Here is an 18,479-nt window from a genome sequence, read left to right as displayed (position 1 = left end):
CCGCTTAGCAGGGGCTTCTAGCCGCTTTCTTTGCTTATCTTTCTTTGCGGCGGCAAAGAAAGTAAGTGCCGCCCCGCACAGGGGCAACGCTAATAGACCACTAACAAATCAAGGAAAGGCCAAAGCCCCAGGAACACGGCCAAACAAGCGCCGCACAGGCAAAAACCAACCCCAAAACCACCCCCAAAGCCCCCCGCGCGTAGCGCCGCTTATAATTGAACATTCTTTGCATCCACCAGCAGACGGACAGAAATGAGCGAGACCCCGAGCGACCCCACCTCCACACTTGCCAAAAGCTTCGAGCCCCACACCATCGAGGCCCACTGGGGCCCCGAATGGGAAAAGCGCGCCTACGCAAAGGCCACCTTCGACGAAAACAAGAAAGACTTCTCGATCCAGCTGCCGCCGCCGAACGTCACCGGCACCCTCCACATGGGCCATGCATTCAACCAGACGATCATGGACGGCCTCACCCGCTATCACCGCATGCTCGGTGAAAACACCCTCTGGGTGCCGGGCACGGACCACGCGGGCATCGCCACGCAAATCGTCGTCGAACGCCAACTGGATGCGAAAGGCGTCTCCCGTCATGACCTCGGCCGCGAAAAGTTCACCGAACGCGTCTGGGAATGGAAGCAGGAATCCGGCTCGACCATCACGAATCAGGTGCGCCGCCTCGGCGCGTCGATCGACTGGTCGCGCGAATACTTCACGATGGACGACAAAATGTCGGCCGCCGTGCGCGATGTGTTCGTACGCCTGTATGAACAAGGCCTGATCTATCGCGGCAAGCGCCTAGTCAACTGGGATCCGGTGCTGCTCACCGCCGTCTCCGATCTCGAAGTGGTCAGCGAAGAAGAAAACGGCCACCTCTGGCACATCCAGTACCCGCTCACGGACGGGTCGGGCCATCTGACGGTCGCCACCACGCGCCCGGAAACCATGCTCGGCGACACCGCCGTGATGGTCCACCCGGAAGACGAGCGCTATGCGCATCTGATCGGCAAGACGGTCACGCTGCCGCTCTCCGGCCGCGAAGTCCCGATCATCGCCGACGACTACGTCGACCGCGACTTCGGCACCGGCGTGGTCAAGGTCACGCCCGCGCACGATTTCAACGACTATCAGGTCGGCCTGCGCCACAAGCTGCCGATGATCGAGATCCTCACGCTCGACGCGAAGATCAACGACAACGCGCCGGAAAAATATCGCGGTCAGGACCGTTTCGCAGCCCGCAAAGAGGTCGTGGCCGACCTCGAAGCGCTCGGCGCGCTCGAATCAGTCAAGCCGCATAAGCTGATGGTGCCGCGCGGCGACCGCACGGGCGTCGTGATCGAGCCGATGCTGACGGACCAATGGTTCGTCGCCATGAGCAAGCCGGCGCCGGAAGGCACCTTCAATCCGGGCAAGTCGATCGCGGAAACGGCGCTGGACGTGGTTCGCAGCGGCGAAATCAAGTTCGTGCCGGAAAACTGGTCCACCACGTACTACCAGTGGCTCGAAAATATCCAGGACTGGTGTATCTCGCGCCAACTCTGGTGGGGCCATCAGATTCCGGCGTGGTACGGCGAAAACGGCGAAATCTTCGTTGCCAAGACCGAAGAAGGCGCGCGCGAGAAGGCCGCGGAAGCTGGTTACACGGGCCCGCTCAAACGCGATGAAGACGTGCTCGACACGTGGTTCTCGTCGGCGCTGGTGCCGTTCTCGTCGCTCGGCTGGCCTGCCGAGACGCCGGAGCTGAAGCATTTCATGCCTTCGTCGGTGCTGGTCACCGGTTTCGACATCATCTTCTTCTGGGTCGCGCGAATGGTCATGATGACCACGCACTTCACGGGCAAGGTGCCGTTCGACACGGTCTACGTGCACGGTCTGGTGCGCGACGCCGAAGGCCAGAAGATGTCGAAGAGCAAGGGCAACACGCTCGACCCGATCGATATCGTCGACGGCATCGACCTCGACGCGCTGGTCGCCAAGCGCACCACCGGCCTGATGAACCCGAAGCAGGCTGCGTCGATCGAAAAGAAAACCCGCAAGGAATTCCCGGAGGGCATTCCGGCGTTCGGCACCGACGCACTGCGCTTCACGATGGCGTCGATGGCCACGCTCGGCCGCAACGTCAACTTCGACCTCGCGCGCTGCGAGGGCTATCGCAACTTCTGCAACAAGCTGTGGAATGCCACCCGCTTCGTGCTGATGAACTGCGAAGGCCACGATTGCGGTTTCGGCAAGCCGGAACAATGTGGCGAATGCGGTCCGGACGGCCACCTGAATTTCTCGGCGGCCGATCGCTGGATCGTCTCGCGCCTGCAGCGCGTGGAAGCGGAAGTCGCCAAGGGTTTCGCCGACTATCGTTTTGACAATGTGGCCAACGCCCTATACAAGTTCGTATGGGACGAATACTGTGACTGGTATCTCGAACTTGCCAAGGTTCAGATCCAGACGGGTCAGCCGAACCAGCAGCGCGCAACGCGCCGCACGCTGCTGCGCGTACTCGAGACGGTGTTGCGCCTCGCGCATCCGGTGATTCCGTTCATCACGGAAGCGCTGTGGCAAAAAGTTGCGCCGTTGGCTGGACGTTATCCCGAAGGCAAAGCCGAGGGCGAAGCGTCCATCATGGTGCAGCCCTACCCCGTTGCGGAGCCGTCGAAGATCGACGAAGACGCCGAGCAATGGGCGGCCGACCTGAAAGCAGTGATCGATGCGTGCCGGAATCTGCGTGGCGAGATGAATCTGTCGCCGGCGGTCAAGGTGCCGTTGCTCGCTACCGGCAACGCGGAGCGCCTCGCAACTTTCGCTCCGTACGCTCAGGCATTGGCCCGTTTGTCGGAGGTGCAGATCATTGCCGACGAGGCAACGCTGGACGCGCAGGCAGATGGCGCGCCAATTGCTATCGTAGGGAATGACAAGCTTGTGCTGAAGGTGGAAATCGACGTCGCGGTGGAACGCGAGCGTCTGTCGAAGGAGATTGCGCGGCTTGGCACGGAAGTCATCAAGTGCAATGCCAAATTGCAGAATGAAAGCTTTGTGGCAAAGGCGCCACCGGCAGTCGTTGAGCAGGAGCAGAAAAGGCTGGCAGAATTCGAAACCACTATCGGCAAGCTGAAAGCCCAGTTGGCGCGTTTGCCGGCCTGATCGACGCGCCTTGTCCGCCCCGTTGCGGGCTGACGGGGCGCAAAGCTAAACCAGAGGATTCAGGGTAATCACATGCTAAAAGTTACAAAAGCGGTTTTTCCGGTAGCAGGTCTTGGCACCCGGTTCCTCCCTGCCACGAAGGCAAGCCCGAAGGAGATGCTGCCGATCGTCGACAAGCCGCTGATTCAATACGCGGTGGAAGAGGCAATGGCGGCCGGCATCACCGAAATGATCTTTGTGACGGGCCGCAGCAAGCGTGCGATCGAGGACCATTTCGATAAGTCATACGAAATCGAGGCCGAACTCCAGGCGCGCGGCAAGGACAAGCTGCTGGAACTGGTGCGCAGCATCAAGCCGAGCCATGTGGACTGCTTCTACGTTCGCCAGCCGGAAGCGCTGGGCCTCGGCCACGCGGTGATGTGCGCCGAAAAGCTGGTGGGCGACAACCCGTTCGCCGTCATCCTCGCGGACGACTTGCTGTACGGCAAGCCGCCCGTCATGACGCAGATGATCGAGGTGTTCGACCACTATCACAGCTCGGTGATCGGTGTCGAAGAGATCCCGCACTCGGAGACGAAGTCGTACGGTATCGTCGACGGCAAGGAGTGGGAAGACTCGATCATCAAGATGTCGGGCATCGTCGAAAAGCCGGAGCCGGACGTCGCACCGTCGAATCTCGGCGTGGTAGGCCGCTATGTGCTGAAGCCGCGTATTTTCGAACATCTGCGCGCGCTGAAGCCGGGCGCAGGCGGCGAATTGCAGCTGACGGACGCGATTCAGTCGCTGCTCGCCGATGAGCAAGTGCTGGCGTACAAGTACCACGGCACGCGTTTCGACTGCGGCAGCAAGCTGGGTTATCTGAAAGCGACGGTCGAGTTCGCGTTGCGTCACCCGGAAGTGGCAGCCGATTTCGAAGAATATCTGCGTACCCGTTCGCCGGTGCTGGAAGGCTGAGCAACGGGACAGCCGCGCAGAACCCTTGCGCTGTTCGCCTCTCGCGTTAAGCAGTAGTCAGGTTAGTCAGACGTAAAAAAGGCGCTGTGCCCCGCAATTGCGGGCACAGCGCCTTTTGTTTGGTATTTTCGTTCGTGTTTCAGCGACGCTTCATCAGAAACGTGAAAACCTTGTCGTGCGACGAGCTTTCGACGATTTCGTTGCCGGTTTGCTTCGCGAATGCGGCGAAATCGCGCTGCGAGCCCGGGTCGGTGGCTAACACCTTGAGAATCTGGCCGCTTTCCATGTCGGCGAGCGCCTTCTTGGCGCGCAAGATGGGCAGCGGGCACATCAGCCCGCGCGCATCGACTTCCTTGTGAACCTGAATTTGCATCGACGATGACCTTCGGGATGAGGCGTCATAAGCGACGCCGGACAGAGGGTCAAATTCTACAGCAGGTGTCGTTTAGCCGCCGGAAGTGACGCTGTCATGTCGATTTCCGTCATCCGGCGGCGCTTTGGTGCCTTGGGGGTTACAACGTGACCGCCTCTCCGCTCTGCAGCGACTGCCGCAACGCCATGCCGATCCGCGTCGCTTCGAGCGCGTCGGCCAGTGTGGCGCCTGCTTGCGCACTCGATCCCGCGCCGCCCTGCACTGCCGCCACGAAGGCGCGTGCCTCATGCAAAAACGCATCCTCGAAGCGATCGAAGAAGGTCGGTGTGCATTCGTTGCGAATGCCTGTCGCATCGTAGATCTCGACGCGATTTGCACGCGGATTGTGGCCAATTGCCAGCGCGCCGGCCGTGCCGATCACCTCGCTATGCGTGTCGTTACCGTGAGCTTGCGTGCGTGACGCGTAGAACATCGCGAGCTTGCCGTCCTCGAATTCGCAGATCGCCACGCCGTTATCGACGTCGCCGAATTCCCGCAGCCCCTCGTGCAATGCGACCGCGCCCGCCGCAAACACGCGTTTGGCGCGCGGTTTGCCGAGCAGCCAGCGCGCGACGTCGATGTCATGCACCGTGCAATCCAGAAAGATCCCACCGGAGGTCGCCGAGAAACGCACGAAGAAACCGTTGGTGTCGTTCTGATCGGTGGTTTGCGAGCGCACCAGAAACGGCCGTCCGATCTTGCCGGCTTCGATCTTGTCGAACGCATCCTTGTAGCTCGGATCGAAACGCCGCATGAAGCCGATGGTGGCCTGCAGATGCGGATAGCGCGCGGCTTCAGCCAAGACGCGCTCGCACTCGGCGAGATCCAGCGACAGCGGCTTCTCGCAGAACACATGTTTGCCGGCGCGCAATGCATCGATAATCTGCTGCGCGTGCAAGGACGACGGCGTGACAAGCCACACCGCGTCCACGTCGCGATCGGCGAGCAGGTCCGCATAGTCGGCGTAGAGACGCGGTTCGGGTAAAGTCTCGCGCGCCCACGCCCTCTCCTCTTCCACCGGACTGCAAGCGGCCACGAGCGTCGCACCCGGCACGCGATACGCCAGATTTTCCGCGTGGCGCTTGCCCAATCGGCCCAAGCCGACCACACCCAAACGAAGCCGCCCAGTCGTCGCCTTCATCACGATGCCTCCCCGAGTTTCACCGCGCGGCCCTCGCGCCACGAGCGTGTGGCGGCGTCGGCGAGTTCGAGCGCCTTAAGGCCGTCGGCGACGGTGGTTCGCACCGGCTTGCCGTGCGTGACCGCGTCGAAGAAATGCGCGATTTCCAGTGCGTACGCCGCACGATAGCGCTCGAGGAAAAACGCCTCGGGCACATCGCTCGACACTTCGGTTTTTGAGTACGCGGTGACCTCGGTGGGTCGCACATTGCCCGCCTGCAGCATGCCGGTGCTGCCGAGCACTTCGAAACGCTGGTCATACCCATAGGCCGCGCGGCGCGCGGTATTGATCTGGCACAGACGTCCGTGCTTCGTGCGGATCGTCACCGCGGTCGAATCGATATCGCCCGCTTCGGCAATCGCAGGATCCGAAAGGCAACTACCCGTGGCGTGCAGCGTGTCGGCTTCGTCATCGAGAATCCAGCGGAAGATGTCGAAGTCGTGAATCAGCATGTCCTTGAAGATGCCACCCGAGTGCTTGATGTACTCGACCGGCGGTGCGCCCGGATCGCGGCTCGTCACCACCAGCATTTCCGGCGTGCCGATTTCGCCCGCATCGATGCGCGCTTTCAACGCGGAAAAGGTCGGATCGAAGCGGCGCTGAAAACCGATCATGCAAACCACGCCCGCGCGCTCCACCGCGTCGGCGCAGGCACGCGCCCGCTCCAAAGTCAGATCGACCGGTTTCTCGCAGAACACATGCTTCTTCTGCGCGGCCGATTTCATGATCAGATCCGCGTGCGTGTCCGTGCTCGAACAGATCACCGTCGCGCCGATCGACGCATCGCCCATCGCGCCGTCGATATCCGCCACCTGCGCGCCGTGCTCGGCAGCGAGCGCCGCGGCCGCCTCGCGATTCACATCGACCACATACTTGAGCCGCACGCCCGGTTGCCGCGCAAGATTCGCCGCATGAATCTTGCCGATACGTCCCGCACCGAATACTGCTACGTCGATCGTCTTTACCGCCTCAGTCATCGTATCCTCCAGTCTCTTTGGATTCTTCTACGTTCAGTTCCAGCTTGTACGCGAGCGCGATGAACAACGCCTGGCACAAACAGATCGTGCTGGTCAGCGAGCGGAACGCAAACGCGCTGCCCTCTTTCACATACAGTTGGGTGGTGGCGTAACGCGCCAGCGGTGATAGTTGGCTATCCGTAATAACCAGCGTCTTAGCCTGATGGTGATGCGCCACCCGCAGGCAGTACTGCGTTTCCTTGCCATACGGCGCGAAGCTGATCGCGATCACCACGTCGCTCTTCTTCACGCTGCGAATCTGTTCGCGGTACATGCCGCCAAAGCCGGATACCAGATGCACGCGCTTGGGCGTGTGCTGCAACGCGTAGACGATGTAGCTTGCCACCGGAAACGAACGCCGCACGCCAATAACGTAGATGTTGTCGGCCTGCTGCAGCATCTTCACGGCGGCGTCGAACTGCTGGTCGTCGAGGCCGGCTTCGAGTTCTTCAAGACCGCCGCGCGAGGCCGCGATGAATTCGCGCGCCACGGAACCGCCGGACAACGCACCGGGCTTCTCGTCGATCAGCTTGCGAATCCGCTGCTGATAGCTCGGCGAGGACGTGCCCTGCCCCGTGTACGCCTGACGAAACACCGCCTGCAGATCGGAGAAGCCGGAAAAACCGAAGCGCTGCGCAAAACGCACCACGGCGGACGGATGCACGCCGCAACTCGCGGCGATATCGCTGGTGCGATCCACCATCACGCTCGAGCGATGCTGCTCGATATACGTCGCGACATTCTTCAATTGCCGCGGCAGCGCCTCGTAGTTTTCCGCGATGCGCTGCATCAATTCTTCGACGCTCGGCAAGTCTTCGGTGCTCTCTTCCGCCATGGCTCTCTCTTCGTTGCTTTATTGCAGTGCAGAAGACGCTTCCAGCGCGCGCCACACAGCATCCTGACGCTGCCGATTATAGGCAGGCGACCCGTCAAATGGAATGTATTTTCCATTTTTATTTGTCATGAAATTTTCATTGCAACGCTTCGGAAGATGGCCTAATCTTGGTCGTGAGCGATGGTGCATCGGCTGACGTCTGCCGCAACGCACGCAATCGGAAAGCCGCCCGCCAGACGCTCCCTTCAATAACGACAGACCGAGAAAGGTGGAGACAATGAGACTTTGCAAGGGCAAGGCTACGCTCAGGATTCTGGTGGCGGCATTGACGTTGGCGACGGGATTCGGTGCGGCGTCGGCCGCCCGCGCGGCTGACGCTCACTTCGTGCTGATCAGCCACGCGCCGGATTCGGATTCGTGGTGGAACACCATCAAGAACGCCATCAAACAGGCCGACGAGGATTTCAACGTCGAGACCGACTACCGCAATCCGCCGAACGGCGACATCGCCGATATGGCGCGTCTGGTCGAGCAGGCCGCCGCGCGCAACTACGACGGCGTGATCGTTTCCATCGCCGACTTCGACGTGCTCAAGAGTTCGCTCGCCAAGGTCACGGAGAAACACATTCCGCTCGTCACGATCAATTCCGGCACTGAGGAGCAAAGCGCCCAGCTCGGCGCAATCATGCACGTCGGTCAGCCTGAATATGCCGCGGGCAAAGCGGCGGGCCAGAAAGCGAAGGCAGCGGGCATCAAGTCGTTCCTGTGCGTGAACCACTACGCAACCAACCCGGCTTCGTTCGAACGCTGCCGCGGCTTTGCCGAGGCGATCGGGGTCGACTTCAAGTCCTCCACGCTCGACGCGGGCCAGGACCCGACTGGTGTGCAATCGAAAGTGAGCGCGTATCTGCGCAATCACCCGAACACCCAGGCGGTGCTCACGCTCGGTCCGCTGTCGGCTGCGCCGACGATGAAGGCGCTGCAGCAGATGGGCCTCGCCGGCAAAGTCTGGTTCGCGACGTTCGACTTCGACAATGACATCGCCAAGGGCATCCAGGACGGCACGATCCAGTTCGCCATCGACCAGCAACCCTACCTGCAGGGCTATATCCCGGTTGCCGTACTGGCCATCGTGAAGAAGGAACACACCACAGATCCGGCGAAGATCCGCCAGATCCTGCAGGCTAATCCGAAGTTCCAGCAACGTCTCACCACGTACGGCCTGCAGCCCGCCTATGGGCCGCGCAATATCGGTTCCGGCCCGGGTTTCATCACCAAGGCCAACATCGACAAGGTGGTCAAGTACGCAGGGCAGTACCGCTAACGCATTTCGCTGGACGTACGGACACGGGAGAACCGTTCCGGCAGGTATGAAGAAAGTGGACGCGGCCGGCCGCAACTGGCCAGGCCGCCCCACGCCTGCATTCACCACGTTTTACGTGCATTACGCGCCATGCGGTCCGATTGCAGTCCTTTGATGACTGCGAAAAGCCGGGCGCATCAAGGAGAGCTTCAATGGGCGTAGCCAACCCCTTCCACCCTCATCCCCGCAAGCAGCCCCCTTCGAACACCGCGACGACGTCAACGTCCGGCGGTGCACCCGGGGCGGCCGATGAGCGCGTGCGCCAGGAATCGTGGTTCCGGCACCTGCTGAACCGTCCGGAATTCGCCGCCCTCGCCGGCACCGTGATGGTGTTCCTCGTGTTTGGGATTGCCGCCGGCAATTCCGGCATGTTCAACCTCGACGGCGTGATGAACTGGTCGCAGGTGGCCGCGTATCTCGGCCTGATCGCAGTCGGTGCATGCCTGTTGATGATCGCCGGTGAATTCGATCTGTCGATCGGGTCGATGATCGGCTTCTCGGGCATGATGGTCGCGCTGCCCACGATGTACTTCCACTGGCCGATTGCCTTGTCGATCGTGTTTGCGTTCGCCGGATCGATGCTGCTCGGCGCGCTCAACGGCTATCTGGTGATGCGTACACGGCTGCCGTCATTCATCGTGACGCTGGCATTCCTGTTCATCCTGCGCGGGCTCACACTGGCCCTGTCGGTCATGTTCGCCGACCGCACGATCATCTCCGGCGTGGGCGACGTCGCGGCTCACGACTGGCTCGCCCATACCCTGTTCCAGGGTGTCGCGTTCAAGGGTCTGTTCGTCTGGCTCGGCCATATCGGCGTCGTGAAGCTGCTCGATAACGGCAATCCGCTCGTGCCGGGCATTCCGAAGGTACTGCTCTGGTGGTTCGCGCTGGCCGCGGTCTGTGCCTTCACCCTCGCCAAGACCCGCTTCGGCAACTGGATTTTCGCAGTGGGCGGCGACGCCAACGCGGCAAAGAACGTCGGCGTGCCGGTGCGGCGCGTGAAGATTTCGCTGTTCGTGCTGACCGCGTTCTGCGCGTGCCTGTTCGCCGTGCTGCAAGTGTGCGACATCGGCTCGGCCGCGGCTGACCGTGGCTTGCAGGCTGAATTCGAAGCCATCATCGCGGCGGTGATCGGCGGCACGCTGCTGACCGGCGGCTACGGCTCGGTGATCGGCGCCTGCTTCGGCGCGCTGATCTTCGGCGTCGTGCAGATCGGCATTACCTATACGAATGTCGACTCCGATTGGTTCCGCGTGTTCCTCGGCGTGATGCTGCTGATCGCCGTACTGTTCAATCACTACGTGCGCCGCCGCGTCGCGCAATCGTAACGAGGAGACGACCATGTCCGATACGAATACCGTGAACACCGCGGCCAAGCCGCAGGACGACGTGATCCTCGCGCTCGAAGACGTCAGCAAGTACTTCGGCCAGGTCATCGCGCTAAGCGGCGTGACCTTGCGTCTGAAGCGCGGCGAAGTGCATTGCCTGCTCGGCGACAACGGCGCGGGTAAGTCGACGCTGATCAAGACGCTCGCTGGCGTGCATCGACCCTCCTCCGGTCAATATCTGGTGGATGGCAAACCGGTGCTGTTCGAATCGCCGAAAGATGCGCTCGATCTCGGCATCGCCACCGTCTATCAGGATCTGGCGCTGGTGCCCTTGCTCTCCGTGGCGCGCAACTTCTTCATGGGCCGCGAGCCGCAAAAGAAACTGTTCGGCTTTCTGAACGTGATGGACCTCGAAACCAGCGCCACCACCGCACGCGACAAGCTCGCGGAAATGGGCATCAACGTGCGCGACCCGCATCAGCCGATTGGAACGATGTCCGGCGGCGAGAAGCAATGTCTCGCGATTGCACGGGCCATTCACTTCGGCGCACGCGTGTTGATTCTCGACGAGCCGACTGCCGCGCTCGGCGTCAAGCAGAGCTTCAACGTGCTGAAACTGATTCACACGGCGCGTGCAAAAGGCATCTCGGTGATCTTCATCACGCACAACGTGCACCACGCCTATCCGATCGGCGATTCGTTCACGCTGCTCAATCGCGGCAAATCGCTCGGCACGTTCACGAAGGACACCATCAGCAAGGACGAAGTACTCGACATGATGGCCGGCGGCGCCGAAATGCAGAAGATGATCGGCGAACTCGACGGCGCGACGATCTGATTCATTCGCGCGGGCTTCCGGCGCATGTTGCGCCTCACGCCCGCGCTCAGCTATTCAGGAATATTCATGAATCATTCCAGCACATCCAGCGGGACCGGGATTGTGAACGGTGGCGGGCTCACTTCCGCTTCAGGGGCAACGTCAACGACAACGGCCAGCCGTTTCGCACCGGACCGCAGCCGCGACATCGTCTGTCTTGGCCGCCTTGCCGTCGATCTGTACGCGCAACAGGTCGGCGCGCGACTCGAAGACGTGTCGAGTTTCGCAAAGTATCTTGGCGGTTCATCGGCGAATATCGCGTTCGGTTGCGCGCGCCTCGGGCTTGCATCGTCGATGCTCGCGCGTGTCGGCAACGATCACATGGGGCGCTTTCTCACCGAGACCTTGACGAAGGAAGGCTGTGACGTCAGTCATGTCCGCGTCGATCAGGAACGCCTGACCGCCCTCGTTCTACTGGGTCTGAAAGATCGCGATACCTTTCCGCTGATCTTCTATCGCGAGAACTGCGCGGATATGGCGGTAGATGAAGCGGATTTCGACGAGGCGTACATTGCGTCTTCGAAAGCGCTGCTCATTACCGGCACGCACTTTTCGACCGAACAGGTGAACCGCACGAGCCGCCGCGCGCTGGATTACGCGCGACGCAATAACGTGCGCACCGTGCTCGATATCGACTATCGCCCGGTGTTGTGGGGCCTCACAGGTAAGGCGGACGGTGAAACCCGCTTCGTCGCGAGCGAAGGCGTAACCGCGCACTTGCAGCGCATTCTGCCGTTGTTCGATCTGGTGATCGGCACCGAGGAGGAGTTTCGCATCGCCGGCGGCAAGACCGAGCTCGTCGACGCACTCGCGATGGTGCGCGCTGTGACGCCGGCCACGCTGGTTCTGAAGCGCGGGCCGATGGGCTGCCAGATCATCGACGGCAAAGTACCCGCAACGCTCGACGATTTGCCTATTCACGGCGGCGTCGAGGTGGAAGTTTTGAATGTACTCGGCGCGGGCGATGCATTCGCCTCGGGCTTTCTCTCCGGATGGTTGCGCGATCAGCCACTCGAAGCGTGCGCCCGTGCGGCGAATGCAAGCGGCGCGCTGGTCGTGTCGCGTCACGGCTGTGCGCCTGCAATGCCGACGCCCGCCGAACTGGACTACTTCCTGCGCGAAGCCAAGGCCGATCCGCAACGCATGCGCCGTCCCGACCGCGATGCAACGCTCGCACGCCTGCATCGTGTGTCCCCTGCCCGCAAACAATGGGACGAAGTACTCGGCTTCGCGTTCGACCATCGCAATCAGTTCTTCGAACTCGCGCAGCAGACCGGCGCCGGCGAAGCGCGTATCGTGCAACTGAAGGGCCTGTTTGTCGAAGCTGTCGCGCAGACGGAAGCCGCCTTGGGGCTACAAGGCCGCATCGGCATCCTGAGCGACGACCGCTACGGTCAGGACGCATTGAACGCCGCCACCGGCCGCGGCTGGTGGATCGGTCGACCGGTTGAGCTGCCAGGTTCCGTGCCGCTCGTGTTCGACCACGGACGCTCGATCGGCACGACGCTGATCGCGTGGCCGCAGGAACACATTGCGAAGTGCCTTGTGCAATTCCATCCCGACGAACCGGTCGAACAACGCCTCGAACAGGAAGCGCAGCTGCGTGCGCTTTACGACGCGACACAAGCAAGCGGCCACGAATTGCTACTCGAAGTGATTCCGCCGAAACACGCGCCTCTGCCGCAAGCACCGGACATCGTCTATCGCGCGTTGAAGCGGCTGTACAACATCGGCATCTATCCGGAATGGTGGAAGCTCGAACCGATGGACGCCGCGCAATGGCAAGCCGTCGACGCGCTGATCGCCGAGCGCGATCCGTACTGCCGCGGCGTCGTGTTGCTCGGTTTGTCGGCGGGTGTCGAGCAATTGAACGAGGGCTTTCGCGCGGCGGCGCAATCGGCGACATGCCGCGGCTTTACCGTGGGTCGTACGATCTTTCACGAGCCGAGCCATGCGTGGCTCGCCGGTGAGATCGGTGACGATGAGCTGATCGCGCGCGTGCGCCGCACATTCGAAACGCTGATCGCGTCGTGGCGTGCCACGCGTGGAACGACAAGCACGCAGCCCACCACGGCGGACCATGCACATCAGGAGCAGGCGGCATGAACCAGCGCGTATTGCATCACGATGCGGCGTCCGCCAACGACGCCACCCAGGCCCACGCGCCGTCGGGCGGCACCGTCCGCCTGACGACCGCCCAAGCGTTGGTTCGCTACCTCGCCGCACAACGGGTCACGACGGAAGACGGCGGCGGCACCGAACCGCTCTTTGGCGGCGTATTCGCGATCTTCGGGCACGGCAATGTGGCCGGCATGGGCGAAGCCTTGTATCAGCACCGCGAGGCGTTGCCCACACTGCGCGCTCACAACGAGCAGGCGATGGCGCATAGCGCGATTGCCTATGCGAAAGCGCATTTCCGTCGCCGCATGATGGCCGTCACGACGTCGATCGGCCCCGGCGCGACCAACCTGATCACCGCGGCCGCGCTCGCGCATGTGAACCGTCTGCCCGTGCTGTTGTTACCCGGCGACGTGTTCGTTTCGCGCGCGCCCGATCCAGTGTTGCAGCAGGTTGAAGATTTCCACGATGGCGGCGTCTCTGCCAACGATGCGTTCAAACCGGTGTCGCGCTACTTCGACCGCATCGTGCACCCGGCGCAATTGCTCAATGCGTTGCCGCGCGCCCTGCGTGTGCTCACCGACGCCGCGTTGTGCGGCCCTGTCACGCTCGCGCTGCCGCAGGACGTGCAAGCGCAAGCGTGGGATTTCCCGGCCGACTTCTTTACGCCGCGCGTCGTCACGTTCCATTCCCCCGCGCCGCGCGCTGACGACATCAACGCGGCGGTTGCCCATCTGCGCCGCGCCAAGCGTCCGTTGATCGTCGCAGGCGGCGGCGTGCTCTATGGCCGAGCGACCGACGCGCTGCACCGCTTCGCCGCCGCACACGGCATCCCGGTTGCTGAAACGCAGGCCGGCAAAGGTTCACTCGCATGGAACGATCCGCTGAACGCTGGTGCTTTAGGCGTGACCGGCTCGCCCGCCGCCAATGCACTCGCCCACGATGCCGACTGCGTGCTGGCAATCGGCACCCGCTTGCAGGACTTCACCACCGGCTCGAACACATTGTTCACCCAGGCCGACGTGATCGGCATCAACGCGAATCCGTTCGACGGCCTCAAGCATCGCGCGCTGGTGGTCGAAGCCGACGCACGTCTTGCGCTGGATGCGCTCGCCGAATCCATGCAAGGCTGGCACGCGGACCGTACATGGACCGCGCGCGCCCACAAACTCGCGGCAAGCTGGCGCGACACCGTGAGCACGCTCACGCATGCGCCGCAACGCGACACCGTGCTGCCGTATGAAGGCGACGTGATCGGCGCGGTGCAGCGTTCGAGTGCGCGTTCCGCGACGGACGATATCGTCGTGTGCGCAGCGGGCACCTTGCCGGCCGAATTGCACAAGCTGTGGCGCGCCGGCAAACCGGGCGCGTATCACGTCGAATACGGCTACTCATGCATGGGCTACGAGATTGCCGGCGGCCTCGGCGCCAAGCTCGCACGGCCCGCACGTGAAGTGATCGTGATGCTCGGCGACGGCAGCTATTTGATGATGAACAGCGAGATCGCGACTTCGGTGATGATCGGCGCGAAGCTGATCGTGGTGGTGCTCGACAATCGCGGCTACGGTTGCATCAACCGCTTGCAACAGGCTTGCGGTGGCGCGCCGTTCAACAACCTGCTCGACGACTGCATGCAGGGCCCGCTTGGCGCGCCGAAGATCAACTTCGCCGCCCATGCACGCGCGCTCGGTGCAGAGGCCGAACACGTCGCGAACATCGGCGAACTTGAAGACGCGCTGCAGCGTGCGCGCGCCGCCGATCGCACCTACGTAATCAGCATCGACACCGATCCCGCCCGCACCACGAACGACGGCGGCTGGTGGTGGGAAGTCGCCGTGCCCGAGGTATCGGCGCGCGACACTGTGCGCGCTGCACGCTCGCAATACGACGCGCAACTCGCCGCCCGCGCGGCGCCCACCGACCCCAGCGACCGCCCCGGCCACATCGACAACGAATGAGGACGCCCGCATGACTGCTTTCGACGTACGTATCGGCATCAACCCCTTATCGTGGATGAACGACGACCTGCCTTCGCTCGGCGGCGAAACACCGCTTGAAGTTGCACTGACCGAAGGACGCCAGATCGGCTACCAGGGTTTCGAACTCGGCAACAAGTTTCCGCGCGAACCGCAGGCGCTGAAGACGCTGCTTGCCCAATACGATCTGGCCTTAGTATCCGGCTGGTACTCCGGCCGGCTCGCGCGACGCGGCGTGGAAGAGGAAATCGCCTCCGTCGGCCCGCATCTCGACCTGCTCGCACAGAACGGCGCGACGGCGATGGTCTATGGCGAAGTCGCCGATTCGATCCAGGGCGCACCGCAACCGCTCTATCAACGCCCGCGTTTTTTCAGCGAAGCGCAGTGGGCCGCGTATGCGGCGCGCGTCGATGAATTCGCGCGCTACACCCTAAGCCGCGGCGTGCGGCTGGCGTACCATCATCACATGGGCGCATATGTCGAAACACCGGCTGATGTCGATCAACTGATGTCGCGCACGAGCGACGCCGTCGGCCTGCTATTCGACGCCGGACACATCACGTTTGCCGGTGGCGATCCGCTCGCGGTGCTCGACAAACACATCGGGCGCGTGTGCCACGTGCACTGCAAGGACGTACGGCCCGCGGTGATGAAACTGGCGCGCAATCGCAACTGGAGTTTCCTCGACGCCGTGATCGCTGGTGCCTTCACGGTACCGGGCGATGGCGCGGTGAACTTCCCGGCGATCATCGATCGTTTGAAGCGGCATGGCTATCACGGCTGGCTGGTGGTTGAAGCGGAACAGGACCCGGTGGTGGCGCCATCGTACGAGTATGCGCAGAAAGGATTCCGGACCTTGCGAGCGCTGGTCGATGCGCCGCTCGACGCCGGTGGCGGGACTGAGCAGGAGGCAGCATGAGTTTATTGGTCAAGGCGCAGCGCGAGGGCCAAACGATCGCGCGGGTGACGCCTGAGTCGGCGTGCTGGCGGTATGTGGGATTTGCGGCTTACCGGCTAGGCGCGGATGAAGTCGTGCATGTGTTTGAGCCGTCTCGCGAGGTGTGTATCGTCGTGCTGACGGGCGCGGTGGATATTGAAACTGCTGATGCGAAATGGAGTTCGCTGGGTTCACGCGATAGCGTGTTCGAGGATTCCGCGCCGTATGCGGTGTATTTGCCGCCCGGCGTGCGGGCGACGGTTCGCGCGTGTCGCGATGCTGAGGTTGGTGTGGCGAGTGCACCGGGCAAGGGTATGTATCCGGTGAGGTTGATCGAGCCTTCTACGATGAAGCGTTCCACGCGTGGGAAGGGGCTGAATACGCGTTACGTATGCGATATTCTTCCGCAGACTGAGCTTGCGGAGTCTTTGCTGGTTGTCGAAGTTCGGACGCCTGGGGGGCATGCTTCAAGCTATCCGCCGCATAAGCACGATACGGATAACGTGCCTCATGAGAGTTCGCTCGAAGAGACTTATTATCATCGGCTCGATCCGCCGCAAGGGTTTGCTTTTCAGCGTGTGTATACGGATATGCGGGATATCGATGAGTCGATGGCGGTGGAGAATCACGACGTCGTGATGGTGCCGCGTGGGTATCATCCTGTTGTTGTTCCCTACGGGTATGAGTCTTATTATTTGAATGTTATGGCTGGGGGGCAGCGGACCTGGCATTTTCGGAATGATCCGGCGCATGAGTGGATTATTAATAAGGACAGTTAGGGGGTTTTGCCTTTTGCGGCGGCATCGGCCGTGTTCCTGGGGCTTTGGCCTTTCCTTGATTTGTTAGTGGTCTATTAGTGTTGCCCCTGTGCGGGGCGGCACTTACTTTCTTTGCCGCCGCAAAGAAAGATAAGCAAAGAAAGCGGCTAGAAGCCCCTGCTAAGTGGGCACTGTGGTCCGCTACGGGTAGTGGTACGACTGGAATCCGGGTTCTCGCACATTCCGCGTTAGTGACAAATGGAATGGACGCCTCCCCCCGTAAGGGCTGCTGATCACTGACCGTGGGGGCGGGCAAAGGTAGGGTGGGTTCTCGCAACCGACGGCATCAGATGTGCCAGAGTGGAAGTTGGGCAACGAACCACTTGAGGAAGGAGAACCCAAATGAACTTTACTCCGGTCGGTGTGGATATTGCAAAGCAGGTTTTCCAGGTGCACTGGGTTGATCCGCAAACCGGCGAGGTCATCAGCCGACAGATCCGGCGCGGCGCGTTTCTGGAGCATTTCGCCAATCGCACGCCCTGCCTCATCGGCATGGAAGCGTGCGGCGGAGCCCAGCACTGGGCGCGTCGGCTGGGCGAAATGGGGCATCAGGTCAGGTTGATGCCGGGCAAGGCGGTCAAGGCATTCGTGATTGGCAACAAGAACGATGTGGCCGATGCGCGCGCGATCTGGAGCGCGGTACAGCAGCCTTGCGTGAGGGCGGTGGCGCTCAAGACTGAAACGCAGCAGGCGGTGCTGGCGCTGCACCGGATGCGCCAGCAGCTGGTCAGATTCCGCACGATGCAGATTAATGGCCTGCGTGGACTGCTGACGGAATACGGTGAGGTGATGGCGGTGGGCCGAGCCGCGCTGAACCGGGCGATGGCCGGTGTGCTGGCGCGTCTGAGCGAGCGTTTGCCTGCGATGTTGATGGACACACTGCGTGAACAATGGCAGCGGCTTGACGTGCTCGATGAGCAGATTGCGCAGATCGAGCGCCGGCTCTCGGAGTGGATGAAGCAAGAGCGCGCCTGCAGGCAGATCGCGGACATTCCAGGCGTGGGGTTGCTGACGGCAACCGCTGCCGTGGCGACGATGGGGGATCCGAAGACATTCAGTTCGGGCCGTGAGTTTGCGGCCTGGCTGGGGCTGGTGCCGCGACAGACCGGCACCGGTGGCAAGCTCCGGTTACATGGGATCAGCAAACGTGGGGATGTGTACCTGCGCACGCTGCTGATACACGGCGCCCGATCGGTGCTTGCACGCACAAAGGAGCCGGGGCCGTGGATCGAGCAGTTGCGCAGGCGCCGCCCGAACAACGTGGTGACCGTCGCACTGGCCAACAAGCTGGCCCGAACGATCTGGGCATTGCTGGCACACGACCGGAAGTACGAGAAAGCTCATGTCAGTGTGCGGCCGGTGTGAACGCAGCGAAGTCTGAACAGAACGGTTTTGCAAAGAGGAAAACGTCAAAGGTTGCGCAAGGTAATTGAGTGTGATGTGTATTAGCCTGGACTCGATCTGACAGGTAGTCGGGCAACGAAGTAACGAAGCCGATCAGTGAGGGATCAGTTTCTCCCTGGCAAGATCAAG

The 18,479-nt window shown here is 62.0% G+C and carries 14 protein-coding genes; 10 read left to right on the top strand and 4 right to left on the bottom strand.

Translation table 11 applies throughout. The features are described 5' to 3' along the window. Positions 1-252: 252 nt before the first annotated feature. Positions 253-3,132, top strand: a complete 2,880-nt coding sequence (locus tag BM438_RS43670) for a valine--tRNA ligase (RefSeq protein WP_093647645.1) — start codon at positions 253-255, stop codon at positions 3,130-3,132. Positions 3,133-3,204: 72 nt separating this feature from the next. After that, entirely contained in the window at positions 3,205-4,086 is an 882-nt protein-coding gene (gene galU / locus BM438_RS43665; protein ID WP_054042256.1) for a UTP--glucose-1-phosphate uridylyltransferase GalU, read from the top strand. 139 nt (positions 4,087-4,225) lie between these two features. Here the strand turns inward: galU and BM438_RS43660 are convergent, their stop codons facing one another. The 4 genes from BM438_RS43660 to BM438_RS43645 all read right to left on the bottom strand — a co-directional run bounded on the left by BM438_RS43660 (position 4,226) and on the right by BM438_RS43645 (position 7,529). Further along, positions 4,226-4,453, bottom strand: coding sequence for a sulfurtransferase TusA family protein (locus BM438_RS43660; protein WP_054042293.1), 228 nt, complete (start codon positions 4,451-4,453; stop codon positions 4,226-4,228). Positions 4,454-4,598: 145 nt separating this feature from the next. Further along, complete coding sequence (locus BM438_RS43655) at positions 4,599-5,639, bottom strand: Gfo/Idh/MocA family oxidoreductase (protein WP_093647643.1); 1,041 nt, start codon at positions 5,637-5,639, stop codon at positions 4,599-4,601. Then, positions 5,639-6,655, bottom strand: coding sequence for an inositol 2-dehydrogenase (gene iolG, locus BM438_RS43650; RefSeq protein ID WP_093647641.1), 1,017 nt, complete (start codon positions 6,653-6,655; stop codon positions 5,639-5,641). Before iolG ends, BM438_RS43655 begins: the two co-directional genes overlap by 1 nt. Beyond that, positions 6,648-7,529 (bottom strand): MurR/RpiR family transcriptional regulator, encoded by an 882-nt coding sequence (locus tag BM438_RS43645; RefSeq protein WP_093647639.1) that lies wholly within the window; start codon positions 7,527-7,529, stop codon positions 6,648-6,650. The genes iolG and BM438_RS43645 overlap by 8 nt, the downstream gene beginning before the upstream one ends. A gap of 277 nt (positions 7,530-7,806) precedes the next feature. Between BM438_RS43645 and BM438_RS43640 the strand changes: the two genes are divergently transcribed. From BM438_RS43640 to BM438_RS43605, 8 genes are all read left to right on the top strand, one after another. After that, entirely contained in the window at positions 7,807-8,853 is a 1,047-nt protein-coding gene (locus tag BM438_RS43640) for a sugar ABC transporter substrate-binding protein (RefSeq protein ID WP_054042251.1), read from the top strand. A 191-nt stretch (positions 8,854-9,044) separates the two neighbouring features. Next, positions 9,045-10,220, top strand: a complete 1,176-nt coding sequence (locus tag BM438_RS43635; RefSeq protein ID WP_093647637.1) for an ABC transporter permease — start codon at positions 9,045-9,047, stop codon at positions 10,218-10,220. A 13-nt stretch (positions 10,221-10,233) separates the two neighbouring features. Continuing rightward, positions 10,234-11,058, top strand: coding sequence for an ATP-binding cassette domain-containing protein (locus BM438_RS43630; RefSeq protein ID WP_093647634.1), 825 nt, complete (start codon positions 10,234-10,236; stop codon positions 11,056-11,058). 66 nt (positions 11,059-11,124) lie between these two features. After that, positions 11,125-13,203, top strand: coding sequence for a bifunctional 5-dehydro-2-deoxygluconokinase/5-dehydro-2-deoxyphosphogluconate aldolase (locus BM438_RS43625; RefSeq protein ID WP_244179611.1), 2,079 nt, complete (start codon positions 11,125-11,127; stop codon positions 13,201-13,203). Next, entirely contained in the window at positions 13,200-15,173 is a 1,974-nt protein-coding gene (gene iolD / locus BM438_RS43620) for a 3D-(3,5/4)-trihydroxycyclohexane-1,2-dione acylhydrolase (decyclizing) (RefSeq protein WP_093647632.1), read from the top strand. Before BM438_RS43625 ends, iolD begins: the two co-directional genes overlap by 4 nt. Positions 15,174-15,183: 10 nt before the next feature. Then, entirely contained in the window at positions 15,184-16,110 is a 927-nt protein-coding gene (iolE, locus tag BM438_RS43615; RefSeq protein ID WP_093647630.1) for a myo-inosose-2 dehydratase, read from the top strand. Then, complete coding sequence (gene iolB / locus BM438_RS43610; RefSeq protein WP_093647627.1) at positions 16,107-16,907, top strand: 5-deoxy-glucuronate isomerase; 801 nt, start codon at positions 16,107-16,109, stop codon at positions 16,905-16,907. The genes iolE and iolB overlap by 4 nt, the downstream gene beginning before the upstream one ends. 381 nt (positions 16,908-17,288) lie before the next feature. Continuing rightward, on the top strand, positions 17,289-18,311 hold the full coding sequence (locus tag BM438_RS43605) for an IS110 family RNA-guided transposase (protein ID WP_093647625.1): 1,023 nt from the start codon (positions 17,289-17,291) through the stop codon (positions 18,309-18,311). Positions 18,312-18,479 lie beyond the last annotated feature (168 nt).

Source organism: Paraburkholderia aspalathi (assembly GCF_900116445.1).
Lineage (GTDB): Bacteria > Pseudomonadota > Gammaproteobacteria > Burkholderiales > Burkholderiaceae > Paraburkholderia > Paraburkholderia aspalathi.
Note: the sequence above shows the minus strand (reverse complement) of the source record. Positions and strands in the feature narration are given on the sequence as shown.

Bases quoted from the DNA above. Each gene is read 5' to 3' on its own strand.
- BM438_RS43670 (WP_093647645.1), top strand. From the start codon at position 253: ATGAGCGAGACCCCGAGCGACCCCACCTCCACACTTGCCAAAAGCTTC.
- galU (WP_054042256.1), top strand. From the start codon at position 3,205: ATGCTAAAAGTTACAAAAGCGGTTTTTCCGGTAGCAGGTCTTGGCACC.
- BM438_RS43655 (WP_093647643.1), bottom strand. From the start codon at position 5,639: ATGAAGGCGACGACTGGGCGGCTTCGTTTGGGTGTGGTCGGCTTGGGC.
- iolG (WP_093647641.1), bottom strand. From the start codon at position 6,655: ATGACTGAGGCGGTAAAGACGATCGACGTAGCAGTATTCGGTGCGGGA.
- BM438_RS43645 (WP_093647639.1), bottom strand. From the start codon at position 7,529: ATGGCGGAAGAGAGCACCGAAGACTTGCCGAGCGTCGAAGAATTGATG.
- BM438_RS43640 (WP_054042251.1), top strand. From the start codon at position 7,807: ATGAGACTTTGCAAGGGCAAGGCTACGCTCAGGATTCTGGTGGCGGCA.
- BM438_RS43635 (WP_093647637.1), top strand. From the start codon at position 9,045: ATGGGCGTAGCCAACCCCTTCCACCCTCATCCCCGCAAGCAGCCCCCT.
- BM438_RS43630 (WP_093647634.1), top strand. From the start codon at position 10,234: ATGTCCGATACGAATACCGTGAACACCGCGGCCAAGCCGCAGGACGAC.
- BM438_RS43625 (WP_244179611.1), top strand. From the start codon at position 11,125: ATGAATCATTCCAGCACATCCAGCGGGACCGGGATTGTGAACGGTGGC.
- iolD (WP_093647632.1), top strand. From the start codon at position 13,200: ATGAACCAGCGCGTATTGCATCACGATGCGGCGTCCGCCAACGACGCC.
- iolE (WP_093647630.1), top strand. From the start codon at position 15,184: ATGACTGCTTTCGACGTACGTATCGGCATCAACCCCTTATCGTGGATG.
- iolB (WP_093647627.1), top strand. From the start codon at position 16,107: ATGAGTTTATTGGTCAAGGCGCAGCGCGAGGGCCAAACGATCGCGCGG.
- BM438_RS43605 (WP_093647625.1), top strand. From the start codon at position 17,289: ATGAACTTTACTCCGGTCGGTGTGGATATTGCAAAGCAGGTTTTCCAG.